The following is a 12,253-nucleotide window of genomic DNA, read 5'->3' as shown; positions in this document are numbered from 1 at the left end:
GCTGAGTCGCCCGTCACTCGCCATAGCCGCAGAGAAGATTTCACTCAAGCGGGCGTCAGGCACTCTGGCGCGTCCAGTTTCGGATCATTGACGAAGTTCGCCAGGGCCCGCTCGCGCAGCGTCGCCGGCGGGCTGGCGAGCAACTCGTGCAAGCGCGGCAACGGTGTGTCCGGGTCCAGCCAGGCGGCCTGGCCAGCTTCGTCGAGAATCAGCGGCCGGCGCTGGTTCATCGCGGCCTGGGTCACCACGGCACAGCTCAACCACACCTGGTCCTGCACCGGGTAGGCCTCCCACACGGCGGCAAAATACAGCGAGGCGCCCTCCCCTGGCGTCAGCCAGTAAGGCCGTTTGCGCACCGTGCCGCGCCACTCGTAGAAGCCGTTGGCCGGCATCAGGCAACGGCGCAGGCGAAAGGCCTCGCGGAACATTGGCTGCTCGGCCAAGGTCTCGGCCCGGGCATGGGCGGGGGTGCGCGAAAGGTCGGTGAGCCAGGCAGGGGTCAGCCCCCAGCGCGCCTTGGCCAGCTGCTGCTGGCCGTCGAGCTGGCGCTGGATCAGCACCGAAGCACCGGGCGAGATATTCCATTGGGCCGGCTGGCCGGCAGGGAAGCCCGGCAGACCGGCCAGCGCCTGGGGCCAGCGAAACAGGGCGTAACGTCCACACATGGGCGAATTCAGAACCTAGCAGATCAAGGTACCGGGATGACTCTCCGGCTCGTCGCCGGCAAGCGGCTGGGCACCATTGTACGCATCGATCAGTTGCCGTGCGTACTCGGCCTGTTGGTCCGGCACCGCGAGCCCGAGCAGCCCCTGCAATGGCAACTCACCAGCAGCGCCGATCAGGTCACGGCCAACCAGGTGCACTTCGATGCCTTCGCTGACGAGCATGCCCACCAGCATTTCGGCTTCCAGCAGGTTTTCCGGTTCGTAGATTCGCCGCATCAGTCGTTCTCACCGTAGACATCCAGCATCCATTCGTCGCCATGAACCTGCAGCACGAAGCGGATAGGCTTGCAGCACACCTGGCAGTCCTCGATGTACTCCTGATCCCCCCCGGACAGGTCCACTGTCGTTTCGACTTCCTCACCACAATAAGGGCAATCGTAGAACGCTTGTTCGAGCATCGCGGCCTCCGGGGTGACTTGTGCGTATAATTGCCGGTCTGTTTACAGGGCTTGCGTGTGCCCGAGCCGTTTTTCGGGGCCAACCCTTACCTTATTACCCTAGCCGTTTCCAACAAGAGAGCATGATGGGCGAATTCGATGCCATCCGACCGTACGACGATGCTGAGGTCCCTGCCGTTCTGGCACGCCTGCTCAGCGACCCGGCATTCCTCGATATCCTCACCCACTTCAAATTCCCGCGCGCGGCCGGCCCCCTTGGCTGGCTGCTCAAGCCGCTGATCGCCCGGCGCCTGCGCAAGGAATTTGCCGGCGTCACCTGCGTGTCGACCCTGCAGGACAAAGTCGAGTACTACGTCGACCAGACCATCGAGCGCGCCACCGACGGCGTCACTTACTCCGGCGTCGAACAGCTCAAGTCGGGCACGGCCTATCTGTTCCTGGCCAACCACCGCGACATCGTCATGGACCCGGCCTTCGTCAACTATGCGGTGTACCACGCCGGCCTGCCGACACCGCGCATCGCCATCGGCGACAACCTGCTGCAGAAGCCGTTCGTCAGCGACATGATGCGCCTGAACAAGAGCTTCATCGTGCACCGTTCGATCAGCGGCCGCCGCGAAAAGCTTGCGGCCTACCAGTTGCTCTCGGCCTACATCAACCACTCGATCCGCAATGACGGCGCGTCGATCTGGATCGCCCAGGCCGAAGGCCGCGCCAAGGACGGTGATGACCGTACCGATTCGGCGATCCTCAAGATGTTCCACATGAGCCGCAAGGACGAGCCGTTCGGCGCGGTGATCCAGAGCCTGAACCTGATCCCGGTGTCGATCAGCTACGAATACGACCCCTGCGACCAGGCCAAGGCCCGCGAGCTGTACATCCGCGCCACCACCGGCACCTACAAGAAGGCACCGGGCGAGGACGACAACAGCATCGCCAAGGGCATCACCGGCTACAAGGGCCGGGTGCACATCCACTTCGCCCCGCCGGTAACCGAGTACTACGAGGACACCAAGCAGCTGGCACAGGAAACCGACCGGCAGATCCTCGGCGGCTACCGCCTGTTCCCGGTGCACTACCTGGCCTATGCGATGTGGGGCGAGAAGGACGAGGCACTGCAGGTGCCGAGCGCCGAGAAGGTGTTCCCGGCCGAAGAGCTGGCCAAGGCCAGGGAAGAATGGCAGCGCCGCCTGGATGCCTGCCCCGAGGAGCAACGGCCATACCTGGTGCTGCAGTATGCGACGCCAGTGCGCAACCAGTATCAGGTCAAGCAGCAGGCGCCTGTCGCCTGATCAATCCGCTGGGGCCGCAAGGCGGCCCCAAGGGTTTCAGATCCAGGTGCTGAACCAGGACAGCAGCAGCGCCATGGCCAGGCAGGAAAACCCGAGGATGTAGTAGTAGCGCGGCACGCGCTGGTCGAAGGCATCCACCGCCCCCTCTTCCACGGCCAGGCGCTCACGGCTGCTCACCTCACGCCGCCGCGCACTCTGCAGCAGCAACCCGCCAGGGCAGGTCAGCAACAGCGCCAGCAGATTGATCAGCTTGGTAGGGTGGGCAGAAAGAATGCCCCAGAGCACTTGCAACGACATCACGCAACCTCGGTCATAGCCACAGCGAAGCCCGGCATTCTACCGGAGTCCGACCCGCCCGCCCGGTCTTGGCGACAAAGTGTCACTTGATTTCATCTGTCACATGCTCGTCATCAGGGCAGGCCACTCTATCGGCCTTTTCCCGTACCGGAGCTTGTTGATGCTGCACGCCGAAAACCAGGACCGTCTCTATCTCGTGGCTCAGAGCGATGAGCAGCAGGCGTTGATCGATGGTTTTGCCATCAATGTCCAGGACCGCCAGTGGCTGGTCTACTGCGCGCTGGGCGGGCATGTGCACGAGGACCTGCCCGAGGTGGATGCAAGCACCGGCGTCAGCTTGCTGGATTTCCACATAGAAGCCGCCTAGCCGGGTATAGACAACAAAAAACCCGCTACCTGGCACTCAGGTAGCGGGTTTTTCGTTTGCAGCGTGAGGCTTATTCGCCCAGCACCTGACCGATGGTCGGGTCCTTGAACAGGCGGGTCAGTGCATCGCTCAGCACATCGCCCACCAGCTGGGTGTTGGTGTCCTGGTTCGGCGCCATGCCGAAACGCTGGTCCAGCGAAGCACCGTAGCGGCCGCTGTAACGGCGGCTGGCATTCTGCACATCGGCACGGAAGGTGGCGCCGATGGTGGCTTCGGTCACGTACAGGTTGTCTTTCGGCGACTGGTACTTCAGTTCGGCCAGGGTCACGGTCAGCTGCGGTGCGTTGTAGGCGTTCGGCGTCGGGGTGAAGCCGAGCAGGCGCACGGCAGCTTCGGCCTGGGCCTGCAGCTTGGGCACGACATCATTGCCACTGACGCTGATGGTGCTGGTCTCGGGGTACATGCCACCACGGGTCCCCAGGGACTGCGAAGCACGCCCATCAACCACCTTGACCACCACCGGCTGGCCGTGGCCGACCGGTGCGAGCTGAGCCTTGAGCGTGGGTTGCGGGCTGAGTTGTTGCGGGCTGTGGGCACAACCGACCAGGCTGAGGCTGGCCACGGCAATCAAACCGAACAACAGACGTTGCAACATGCGCGTTTCTCCAGAAAATACGGCAAAGGCCCACAGTATACCCAGCCTGGCAGGGACCAGTCATCGGTCCGGCCCGCTTGTCACAATCGTTTCATGGCCGCGCCCTTATCCTTGTGCCAAGCCCAAACGCACAGGACGCACCGCCATGGCCTCGCTCTGGACACTGCTCTGCCAACGCCCGCGCCACAATGCCTACGCCCGCCTCGACGGCGAAGGCAAATGCCTGGCCTTCAAGCAATGCAGCCAGGCACCCAGCGGTAGCGGATGGGTGCAGATCGGCGAAATCCAGCTGGCCTGGCTGGGCCGCGAACTGCCCGCCGAAGCCCGGGTTTGCGCCCGCGCAAGCCGCCGCTGGCACCAGCGCATCCTCGCGGCCTGACAAACGCTGCAATAAAAACCACGAATTACGACCTTTCTGCCCGCGACATCGTTATAATCTCCCCCCGATTATAAGGACGTCTCCTGATCGGGCCCCGCATTCGCCGTTTGACCCCGGCACCTTCACCCGCTTCGCCCACAGAGAGCCTTCCACTCAGGTCTTGCATCGGCTGTCGTGCCTGCTTTTCCGGCCCTTCGCACTGCATGAACCTGTGGGTTGCCATCGCGCAGTCCCCTTTTGAGGTTCACGTCTCCAAAAGAGCGTGAAAAAACGGTTTTTCACAACTTCACGAGAGTGTGGCGAGCAAATGAACAGTCTGGCATGTGCAAAAGCGGCAGATGTGTCCCGAACAGCCCTGAACAGGCGGCAACAGTACTCATCCCGGATGAGTGCCTGAAGTCGTTCCATAGCGCACGCACGACACCTTGACCATAAGTCGAATTGCCGCACCTGTGGCAAACGGCGTTCAATACCTGAACCCAAAGACTGATTGGCGGTGTCCGCGGAAGTTGCAAGAACTGCGAAGAGTCGGACATGGCGATCCTGGCAACCCCAGTGGTCCTATGCTGTCAATTAGGTAGCTGTAGATTGTGGAGACGCGTTAAATGGCGCAGAACGAATCGGTTGATGTGGTACTGGTAGGCGCGGGCATCATGAGTGCCACCCTGGCCGTACTGCTCAAGGAGCTTGACCCGACCCTGAAGCTTGAGGTCGTCGAGGCAATGGACTCCGGAGCCGCGGAAAGCTCCAACCCCTGGAACAACGCAGGCACCGGCCACGCCGGCCTGTGCGAGCTGAACTACACGCCCCAGGCCGCCGATGGCAGCATCGACATCAAGAAGGCCGTGCACATCAACACCCAGTTCGAGGTCTCGCGCCAGTTCTGGGCTTACCTGAGCAAGAAGAGCACCTTCGGCTCGGCACGTGCATTCATCAACCCGGTCCCGCACCTGAGCTACGTCGAAGGTGACAAGGGTGTGTCCTTCCTCAAGAAGCGCTTCGAGCTGCTCAAGCAGCACCACGCCTTCGCCGAGATGGAATACACCGAAGACAAGGCCGTGATGAAGGAGTGGATGCCGCTGATGATGCCAGGCCGCCCGGCCGACCAGCACATCGCCGCAACCCGCGTGGCCAAAGGCACCGACGTCAACTTCGGGGCACTGACCAACAAGCTGCTCAAGGTGTTGGGCGACAGCGCCGACGCGCAGGTCAAGTACAGCAAGAAAGTCGTCGGCCTGCGCCGTAACGGCAGCGGCTGGACCGTGAGCATCAAGGACGTCAACAGCGGCGGTGCCCGCGAAGTCGACGCCCGCTTCGTGTTCCTCGGCGCTGGCGGCGCGGCACTGCCGCTGCTGCAACTGTCCGGCATCCCGGAAAGCAAAGGCTTCGGCGGCTTCCCGGTAAGCGGCCAGTGGCTGCGTTGCGACAACCCGGAAATCGTCAAGCAGCACCAGGCCAAGGTGTACAGCCAGGCCGCGGTCGGCGCACCGCCGATGTCGGTGCCACACCTGGACACCCGCGTGGTGGACGGCAAGACTTCGCTGCTGTTCGGCCCCTACGCCGGCTTCACCACCAAGTTCCTCAAGCACGGTTCGTTGATGGACCTGCCGCTGTCGGTGCGCATGGGCAACATCGGCCCGATGCTGGCCGTGGCCCGCGACAACATGGACCTGACCAAGTATCTGGTCAGCGAAGTGATGCAGTCGATGGAACAGCGCCTTGAGTCCCTGCGCCGCTTCTACCCACAGGCCAAAGCCGAAGACTGGCGCCTGGAAGTGGCTGGCCAGCGCGTGCAGATCATCAAGAAGGATCCGAAGAAAGGCGGCATCCTGCAGTTCGGTACCGAGCTGGTCTCGGCACAGGACGGCAGCCTGGCGGCACTGCTCGGCGCCTCCCCAGGTGCTTCGGTAACCGTATCGATCATGCTCGAACTGATCGAGCGCTGCTTCCCCGAGCAGGCCAAAGGTGCCTGGGCTGCCAAGCTCAAGGAAATCTTCCCGGCCCGCGAGAAGGCCCTGGCCGCCGATGCAGCGCTGTACCGCAAGATCAGTGCCGACAACGATGTGGCGCTGGAACTGGTGGAAGACAGCCCGGCCAAGCATTACGCCTGAGCCGGCCTGAAACGAAAAAACGCCCCTCGGGGCGTTTTTTTGTGCCTGGGCTTTATCAGCCGCGGGCCTTGGCGATGATCTCGACATACTCCGGCGCGTTGCGCTGGTCGGCGATCACTTCGACGAAGGTCTTGCCGTGCTCGTCCTTGCCATCCAGGTCCAGGCCAGCCTCGACGAAGAAGCCCACGAAGCGCTCGAAGTCATCGACACGCAGGCCGCGGTAGCCTTTGATCAGCTTGTGGTGCGAAGGCGAGGTCACGCCATCGGCCGGTTCAAACTGGAGGAACGACTTGATGTAGTCGTCACTGATTTCGTCACCAATCACCTGCTTCTTGTCTTTGCGCATTGCCGGCTCCAACTGACCATCATGGAATTTCGAAGGCCGGCAGTTTACCTCCCACAGGCGGCACGCCTCAACGCGAACGTACGGTGCCGGTGTGCAGGTCGGCCCAGATGTGGCCGTTGGCGTAGGTCAGGAACTGCACATAGACCGTTTCGTTGCGCAGCAGGTCCATGATCACCCGATAGTCACTGACCGGGTAATTGAGGCTCAGGGTGCGGGTCTTGTCGTCGTACACCGGTTTCTTGAGGCTTTTGCCGGCCTCGCCGTCGAAATTCAGCAGCACCTGGCTGATCGTCGCGCCCTTGCTCAGCGGTTTGCCCTTCAGGCGCATCTGCAGCGAAGCGGTGATCGGGATCGGCTGTTGGTCGGACTGGCGCTGGGCCCCCACCACCACAGAGTAGTCGGTCACTTGCAGCAACTGCTGGCTGGTCGGCGCTTCCTGGCGCAGGGACTGGTCATCTGGCGGGAGGAACTGGCTATGCAGCGGTGCGGCGGCGAGAGGCAGGCTCACCGCCAGCAGCAGGGGAAGAATTGCACGCATGTGAGGCTCCTGGGCATGAAGGAGCACTCTAGCACGCGGGCAACGGCAGATCTCAATCGAACTGCGCGAGCATCCAGGCCTGGTATTCAGCCACGCCGGGCTCACCCTCACGTGGTGCCCAAGGTGCATGCTCGCCTTCGACCAACTGGCGGTAAGGGCCGGCCTTGCACTCGAACATGATGGTATCGGCTTCGAGCGCCACCAGGCCATGGTAGACACCCGGCGGCAGGTCCACGCCCATGCACTCGCCGCCGGCTTCGAGGATGCGCGTACCGGTCAGTGCGCCCTGCTCATCGAACAGCAACAGGCCAATGCGGCCTTTGAGCGCCAGCAAGGCTTCGGCCTTGTCGTCGCTCAGGTGCCGGTGCGGTGCGATATAGGTCGAGGGTTGCAAGCCGATCGCCAGGCGATGGCAAGGGTCTTCCATGTCGTGGAAGTTGTGATGGTGCCGCTGACGCGGAGCATCGGCGGCTTTTTGCGCCAGCCCGCTAAGCAATACTTGGTCGATGAATGCAGGCTGACTCATGGTTACAGTCCCTTGACAGCGAAAATGCCGTTTGCGTTACGCCAGTAGCCTTTATAGTCCATTCCGTAACCAAAGATATAGCGATCAATGCATGGCAGGCCGGCATAGCTGGCTTTCAGGCCAGGGCTGGCCTTGCGGTCGTGGTCCTTGTCGATCAGCACGGCGGTGTGCACCGCGCGCGCGCCCGCATGCTTGCAGAACTCGATGATGGCGCTGAGGGTGTGGCCTTCGTCGAGGATGTCATCGACGATCAGTACGTCACGGTCGATGAACGAGACTTCCGGCTTGGCTTTCCAGAACAACTCGCCACCACTGGTCTGGTTGCGGTAACGGGTGGCGTGGATGTACGAGACCTCCAGCGGGAACTGCAGGTGGGTCAGCAGTTTGCCGGCAAAGATCAGGCCGCCATTCATCACGCAGAACACCACGGGGTTGGTGCCGTGCAGGTCCTTGCAGATCTGCTCGCCGACCTTGGCGATGGCCGCTTCGACTTCGGCTTCATTGTAAAGGCAGTCTGCCTCGCGCATGACTTGACGGATGTGCTCGAGATCGGCGGACATGGCGCTCTCCAGGGGGTGCATTTTGGAAAAGCGGGCAAAGGTACGCATCCGCTCGTCACAGATCAAGCATTTATGGACTAACGTGCAAAAGGACTGCACGACAGCAAAGGCTGAATAGATTAATCTAGCGCGGTTTTTTTGCCCGCCTTTCGGAGCCCCCTATGCCTACTCGTGAGATCCGCCATCCGCTGATCCGCCACAAGCTCGGCCTGATGCGCCGTGCCGACATCAGCACCAAGAATTTTCGCGAACTCGCCCAGGAAGTCGGCGCGCTACTGACCTACGAAGCCACCCAGGACCTGCCCCTCGAAACCTACGAGATCGACGGCTGGTGCGGCAAGGTGCAAGTTGAAAAAATCGCCGGCAAGAAGATCACCGTGGTACCGATCCTGCGCGCCGGCATCGGCATGCTCGACGGCGTGCTCAGCCTGATTCCGGGCGCCAAGGTCAGCGCCGTCGGCGTTGCCCGCAACGAGGAAACCCTCGAAGCGCACACCTACCTGGAAAAGCTCGCGCCGGACATCAACCAGCGCCTGGCCCTGATCATCGACCCGATGCTCGCCACCGGCGGCTCGATGGTCGCCACCATCGACCTGCTGAAGAAGGCCGGTTGCAAGGAGATCCGCGCCATGGTGCTGGTCGCCGCACCAGAAGGTATCGAGGTGGTGGAGAAAGCCCACCCGGACGTTCAGATCTACACCGCCTCGATCGACCAGCGCCTGAACGAGCATGGTTACATCGTCCCAGGCCTGGGCGATGCCGGTGACAAGATCTTCGGCACCAAGCAGAAGGACGCCTGACCATGCAGGACGGCTTCAACGACCCGCTCTGGCGCCAGGTCGTCTCGGGCGCGCAGATGCTCTTCGTGGCATTCGGCGCGCTGGTGCTGATGCCGCTGATCACCGGCCTCGACCCGAACGTGGCGCTGTTCACCGCCGGCATCGGCACCCTGCTGTTCCAGCTGGTCACCGGCCGTCAGGTCCCGGTATTCCTGGCGTCGAGCTTTGCCTTCATCACCCCGATCATCCTCGCCAAGGGCCAGTTCGGCCTGGCCGAGACCATGGGCGGTGTGATGGCCGCAGGATTCGTGTACACCTTCATGGGCCTGATGGTGAAGATCAAGGGCACCGGCTTCATCGACCGCATGCTGCCGCCGGTAGTCATCGGTCCGGTGATCATTTCCATCGGCCTGGCCATGGCTCCGATCGCCGCCAACATGGCGATGGGCAAGGCCGGTGATGGCAGCGTGCTGATGCCGTACAAGACAGCCATGCTGATCTCCATGCCGGCGCTGCTGACAACGCTGATCGTCGCGGTGTTCGGCAAGGGCATCTTCCGCCTGGTACCGATCATCGCCGGCGTGCTGGTGGGCTTTGCCCTGTCGTTCGCCTTTGGCGTGGTCGACACCGCCAAGATCGCCGCCGCGCCGTGGCTGGAAATCCCCAACTTCACCGCGCCAGCCTTCAACTGGCAGGCAATTCTGTTCATCGTCCCGGTCGCCCTGGCGCCAGCGATCGAGCACATCGGCGGGGTGATTGCGGTCGGCAGCGTGACCGGCCGCGACTACCTGAAGAAGCCCGGCCTGCACCGCACCCTGCTGGGTGATGGCCTGGCCACCACCGCAGCCGGCCTGTTCGGTGGCCCGCCCAACACCACCTACGCCGAAGTGACCGGCGCGGTGATGCTGACCAAGAACTACAACCCGAAGATCATGACCTGGGCGGCAGTCTTTGCCATCACCCTGGCCTTCATCGGCAAGTTCGGCGCGCTGCTGCAAAGCATACCGGTACCGGTAATGGGCGGCATCCTGTGCCTGCTGTTCGGTTCGATCGCGGCAGTGGGCATGAACACCATGATCCGCCACAAGATCGACCTGGCCGAAGCGCGCAACCTGGTGATCGTTTCGGTGACACTGGTGTTCGGTATCGGCGGCGTGCTGATCGGTAGCGGTGACGGCCCGGACGACTGGGGCCTGAAGGGCATTGCCCTGTGCGCCATCGTGGCCATTGCCCTGAACCTGATCCTGCCGGGCAACGATGGCTGGAAGCACAAGAAGCTGGATGTGTAGGAGCGGCCTTGTGTCGCGAAGGGGCCGCAAAGCGGCCCCCTCGATTCAGACCTGTTCGCACATCCCTGCCAACACCTTCACCCATTCCGGGTGATCATTCAGGCACGGCACCAGCACCAGTTCCTTGCCGCCCGCCTCGACAAACTGCTCGCTGCCGCGCATGCCGATCTCTTCCAGCGTCTCGATGCAATCGGCAACGAACGCCGGGCACATCACCAGCAGCTTCTTCACCCCAGCCTTGGCCAGCTCATCCAGGCGTGTCTCGGTGTAGGGCTCGATCCATTTGGCCCGCCCCAACCGCGACTGGAACGACACCGACCACTTGCCATCCGCAATGCCCATCTTCGTCGCGAAGGCCTTGGCCGTTGCCAGGCATTGCCCGCGGTAGCACACGGCGCGCATTTCGGCGCTGGCATCCTTGCAGCAGTCTTGCGCCTGGAAGTCATGCTTGCCGGTCGGGTCGAGCTTCTTCAGATGGCGCTCAGGCAGGCCATGGAAGCTCAGCAGCAGGTGGTCGTAATCCTGTTGCAGGTACGGTTTGGCGCTGGCGACCAGGGCATCGATATACGCCGCATGATCGTAGAACGGCTGCAGCACCCGCAGCTCCAGCGGCAAGTGCCGCTCGGCGACGGCCTGTTGCGCCTGCACCACCACCGTGGTCACCGTACTGTCGGCGAACTGTGGATAAAGCGGCGCCAGGGTCACCTTGCGCACACCTTGTGCAGCCAGGCGCGCCAGCACCTCGGGCAACGCCGGCTCACCGTAGCGCATGGCCACTTCCACCGGCCCGTGCGGCCAGTGCTCGACCATCGCCGCCTGCAGACGCCGGGTCAGCACTACCAGCGGCGAGCCTTCATCCCACCAGATCGAGGCATAGGCGTGCGCCGACTGCTCCGGTCGCTTGACCAGGATCAGCGACACCAGCAGACGCCGCACCGGCCAGGGCAGGTCGATCACATAAGGGTCCATGAGGAACTGGTTGAGGTAGCGGCGCACATCGGCCACCGAGGTGGAGGCCGGGGAGCCCAGGTTGACCAGCAGCAGAGCGTGATCGGTCATGCAGCGTCCTATGTCAGAGGCGGCTGGACAGGTTGCCCAGGGCCGATTGCAAATCGTTGAAGCGGAAAGTGAAGCCTGCCGCCAGCAAGCGCACCGGGCGCGCCCGCTGGCCGCCGAGCAGCAAGGTCGACAGCTCGCCGAGGCCGGCCTTGAGCAGCAGGCCGGGCACGGGCACGAACGCTGGCCGGTGCAGGGCGCGCCCCAGCTGCCTGGCGAAGTCGCGGTTGCGTACCGGCTCTGGCGCGCAGGCATTATAAGGACCGCTGGCATCCTTGTGCTGCAAGAGAAAATCAATCAGGGCGATCTGGTCGTCGATATGCACCCACGGCATCCACTGCCGACCATCACCCAACGGCCCGCCCAGCCCCAGCTTGAACGGCAGGCGCAGGCGCGACAGGAAGCCACCGTCACTGGCCAGTACCAGCCCGGTGCGCACCAGTACCACGCGAATGCCAAGCGGCTGTGCGCGCTGTGCGGTTTCTTCCCAGGCGATGCACAGCTGGCTGGCAAAGTCTTCGCGAACCGGCGGCGAGGCTTCGGTCAGTTCGCGCTCGCCACCATCGCCGTACCAGCCCACGGCGGAGCCGGAAATCAGCACCTCGGGGCGCTGTTCACGGCTGCCCAGCCAGGCCAGCAGTTGCTCGGTGAGCGTGATGCGGCTGGCCCACAACAGGTTGCGACGCGCAGCTGACCAGGGCCGATCGGCGATCGGCGCACCGGCCAGATTGACCACCGCGTCCAGCTGCTCATCGGCGCCCACTTCCTCCAGCCGGCCAACGCCACGCACACCGTTGCCACACAATCGCGGCACTTGTTCAGGGCGCCGGCTCCACACGGTCAGGCGATAGCCCTTGCCGAGCCAATACTGGCAAAGGTGCTGGCCGATCAACCCTGTACCACCTGTCAGCAATATATGCATGGCTGTGTCCTCG

At 63.1% G+C, this 12,253-nt stretch carries 17 protein-coding genes; 6 read left to right on the top strand and 11 right to left on the bottom strand.

What is annotated here, in order from left to right:
• Nucleotides 1-44: 44 nt before the first annotated feature.
• From ACIPZ8_RS06875 to ACIPZ8_RS06865, 3 genes are read right to left on the bottom strand one after another with little or no spacing between them, the layout of a single operon-like run.
• Nucleotides 45-665, bottom strand: coding sequence for an SOS response-associated peptidase (locus tag ACIPZ8_RS06875; protein ID WP_294330983.1), 621 nt, complete (start codon nucleotides 663-665; stop codon nucleotides 45-47).
• A gap of 15 nt (nucleotides 666-680) precedes the next feature.
• Nucleotides 681-941 carry a putative signal transducing protein gene (locus tag ACIPZ8_RS06870; RefSeq protein WP_400720801.1) on the bottom strand — a complete coding sequence of 87 codons (261 nt, stop codon included), beginning with the start codon at nucleotides 939-941 and terminating at the stop codon, nucleotides 681-683.
• The gene (locus ACIPZ8_RS06865) at nucleotides 941-1,123 is read right to left on the bottom strand and encodes a CPXCG motif-containing cysteine-rich protein (protein WP_027918329.1); all 183 of its coding nucleotides are present in this window, start codon (nucleotides 1,121-1,123) and stop codon (nucleotides 941-943) included. The genes ACIPZ8_RS06870 and ACIPZ8_RS06865 overlap by 1 nt, the downstream gene beginning before the upstream one ends.
• A gap of 122 nt (nucleotides 1,124-1,245) precedes the next feature.
• Between ACIPZ8_RS06865 and ACIPZ8_RS06860 the strand changes: the two genes are divergently transcribed.
• Entirely contained in the window at nucleotides 1,246-2,415 is a 1,170-nt protein-coding gene (locus ACIPZ8_RS06860; RefSeq protein WP_400720798.1) for a 1-acyl-sn-glycerol-3-phosphate acyltransferase, read from the top strand.
• A 36-nt stretch (nucleotides 2,416-2,451) separates the two neighbouring features.
• On the opposite strand, the gene ACIPZ8_RS06855 is transcribed toward ACIPZ8_RS06860, so the two are convergent.
• On the bottom strand, nucleotides 2,452-2,712 hold the full coding sequence (locus tag ACIPZ8_RS06855) for a hypothetical protein (protein ID WP_400720795.1): 261 nt from the start codon (nucleotides 2,710-2,712) through the stop codon (nucleotides 2,452-2,454).
• 160 nt (nucleotides 2,713-2,872) lie between these two features.
• On the opposite strand from ACIPZ8_RS06855, the gene ACIPZ8_RS06850 reads away from it, so the two are divergent.
• Nucleotides 2,873-3,079: a hypothetical protein gene (locus tag ACIPZ8_RS06850; RefSeq protein WP_060484531.1), complete on the top strand. Its 207-nt coding sequence runs from the start codon at nucleotides 2,873-2,875 to the stop codon at nucleotides 3,077-3,079.
• Nucleotides 3,080-3,149: 70 nt separating this feature from the next.
• On the opposite strand, the gene ACIPZ8_RS06845 is transcribed toward ACIPZ8_RS06850, so the two are convergent.
• The gene (locus ACIPZ8_RS06845; RefSeq protein WP_054887481.1) at nucleotides 3,150-3,734 is read right to left on the bottom strand and encodes a YajG family lipoprotein; all 585 of its coding nucleotides are present in this window, start codon (nucleotides 3,732-3,734) and stop codon (nucleotides 3,150-3,152) included.
• 145 nt (nucleotides 3,735-3,879) lie between these two features.
• On the opposite strand from ACIPZ8_RS06845, the gene ACIPZ8_RS06840 reads away from it, so the two are divergent.
• Together ACIPZ8_RS06840 and mqo are read left to right on the top strand one after the other, a co-directional pair.
• On the top strand, nucleotides 3,880-4,113 hold the full coding sequence (locus tag ACIPZ8_RS06840; protein WP_400720791.1) for a hypothetical protein: 234 nt from the start codon (nucleotides 3,880-3,882) through the stop codon (nucleotides 4,111-4,113).
• Between the two features lie 605 nt (nucleotides 4,114-4,718).
• Nucleotides 4,719-6,224 carry a malate dehydrogenase (quinone) gene (gene mqo / locus ACIPZ8_RS06835; RefSeq protein ID WP_400720789.1) on the top strand — a complete coding sequence of 502 codons (1,506 nt, stop codon included), beginning with the start codon at nucleotides 4,719-4,721 and terminating at the stop codon, nucleotides 6,222-6,224.
• Between the two features lie 55 nt (nucleotides 6,225-6,279).
• Here mqo and ACIPZ8_RS06830 read toward each other — a convergent pair whose 3' ends face one another.
• The 4 genes from ACIPZ8_RS06830 to ACIPZ8_RS06815 all read right to left on the bottom strand — a co-directional run bounded on the left by ACIPZ8_RS06830 (nucleotide 6,280) and on the right by ACIPZ8_RS06815 (nucleotide 8,194).
• Complete coding sequence (locus ACIPZ8_RS06830; protein ID WP_027918322.1) at nucleotides 6,280-6,570, bottom strand: PA4642 family protein; 291 nt, start codon at nucleotides 6,568-6,570, stop codon at nucleotides 6,280-6,282.
• 67 nt (nucleotides 6,571-6,637) lie between these two features.
• On the bottom strand, nucleotides 6,638-7,108 hold the full coding sequence (locus ACIPZ8_RS06825) for a hypothetical protein (RefSeq protein ID WP_294331004.1): 471 nt from the start codon (nucleotides 7,106-7,108) through the stop codon (nucleotides 6,638-6,640).
• A 52-nt stretch (nucleotides 7,109-7,160) separates the two neighbouring features.
• Nucleotides 7,161-7,634 carry a WbuC family cupin fold metalloprotein gene (locus tag ACIPZ8_RS06820; RefSeq protein WP_400720786.1) on the bottom strand — a complete coding sequence of 158 codons (474 nt, stop codon included), beginning with the start codon at nucleotides 7,632-7,634 and terminating at the stop codon, nucleotides 7,161-7,163.
• 2 nt (nucleotides 7,635-7,636) lie between these two features.
• A complete protein-coding gene (locus ACIPZ8_RS06815; RefSeq protein WP_400720783.1) occupies nucleotides 7,637-8,194 on the bottom strand; it encodes a hypoxanthine-guanine phosphoribosyltransferase in 558 nt (185 codons plus the stop codon).
• 161 nt (nucleotides 8,195-8,355) lie between these two features.
• Between ACIPZ8_RS06815 and upp the strand changes: the two genes are divergently transcribed.
• Both upp and ACIPZ8_RS06805 read left to right on the top strand, forming a co-directional pair.
• The gene (upp, locus tag ACIPZ8_RS06810; RefSeq protein WP_011532223.1) at nucleotides 8,356-8,994 is read left to right on the top strand and encodes a uracil phosphoribosyltransferase; all 639 of its coding nucleotides are present in this window, start codon (nucleotides 8,356-8,358) and stop codon (nucleotides 8,992-8,994) included.
• A gap of 2 nt (nucleotides 8,995-8,996) precedes the next feature.
• Nucleotides 8,997-10,262, top strand: a complete 1,266-nt coding sequence (locus ACIPZ8_RS06805) for a uracil-xanthine permease family protein (RefSeq protein ID WP_400720780.1) — start codon at nucleotides 8,997-8,999, stop codon at nucleotides 10,260-10,262.
• A gap of 45 nt (nucleotides 10,263-10,307) precedes the next feature.
• On the opposite strand, the gene hemH is transcribed toward ACIPZ8_RS06805, so the two are convergent.
• Nucleotides 10,308-11,321 carry a ferrochelatase gene (gene hemH / locus ACIPZ8_RS06800; RefSeq protein WP_400720778.1) on the bottom strand — a complete coding sequence of 338 codons (1,014 nt, stop codon included), beginning with the start codon at nucleotides 11,319-11,321 and terminating at the stop codon, nucleotides 10,308-10,310.
• A gap of 13 nt (nucleotides 11,322-11,334) precedes the next feature.
• Nucleotides 11,335-12,240, bottom strand: coding sequence for a TIGR01777 family oxidoreductase (locus ACIPZ8_RS06795; RefSeq protein WP_400720775.1), 906 nt, complete (start codon nucleotides 12,238-12,240; stop codon nucleotides 11,335-11,337).
• Nucleotides 12,241-12,253 lie beyond the last annotated feature (13 nt).

Origin of the sequence: Pseudomonas sp. NPDC089422 (assembly GCF_044749405.1) — a bacterium.
GTDB lineage: Bacteria > Pseudomonadota > Gammaproteobacteria > Pseudomonadales > Pseudomonadaceae > Aquipseudomonas.
This window is presented reverse-complemented; position numbering and strand designations above follow the sequence as displayed.